The 592-nt window shown below is 60.8% G+C and carries 1 pseudogene; it reads right to left on the bottom strand.

Annotated features, from left to right (window positions below):
• Positions 1-456: pseudogene (locus OA56_RS11050) on the bottom strand (calcium-binding protein); the annotation flags it as partial.
• Positions 457-592 lie beyond the last annotated feature (136 nt).

Below are 592 nucleotides of genomic sequence, written 5' to 3'. Positions count from 1 at the left end.
GGTGGTGTAGCTGCCGACCTGCCGGTGGGCGTTGCCTTGGGCGTCGATGAAGCTTGAATCGGTGTAGTGGAGGTTGATGCTACGCACCCCGGCTTCTTCGAGGGTGAGCAGTTCGCCCCCTCCGCTGCGGCCGTTGGTGTCGTCATCCACCCAAACACGCAATTGGGCATACACGGGGTCACTGGCGTCGATGACACCATCGCTGTTGGCGTCCAGCTCGCGTAGTGCCTCGAAGCCGTTGACTGCCTTGAGTCCGTTGATGCGGAAAGTTTCGGAACCGAAGAGTTCTCGGCCCGAGTCGATTGCGCCGTTGGCGTTGCGGTCCCAGACCAGAAGTCCATCACCGGGTGCTACCCAGCCTGTGCGCTCGGCAAAGCCGTCGGCGGCGTGGTCGAAATTCACCCCTGAAGACAGACCAACGGTGCGAATGACGCCGTCGCCGTCCAGGTCCAGCACGATGGGCGATGCAAAATTGGAGGCGGTGCGGGTTTTGTTCTTGATGTCTTCGATGGGACAATCGCTTGGAGAGGGGATTCCCGCTCGTTGCCGCGCTTTTTCTAACTGTCAGGTCCCGGACGATTGCGTGGCACTT

This window comes from Tepidiphilus sp. HLB4 (assembly GCF_054823945.1).
This window is presented reverse-complemented; position numbering and strand designations above follow the sequence as displayed.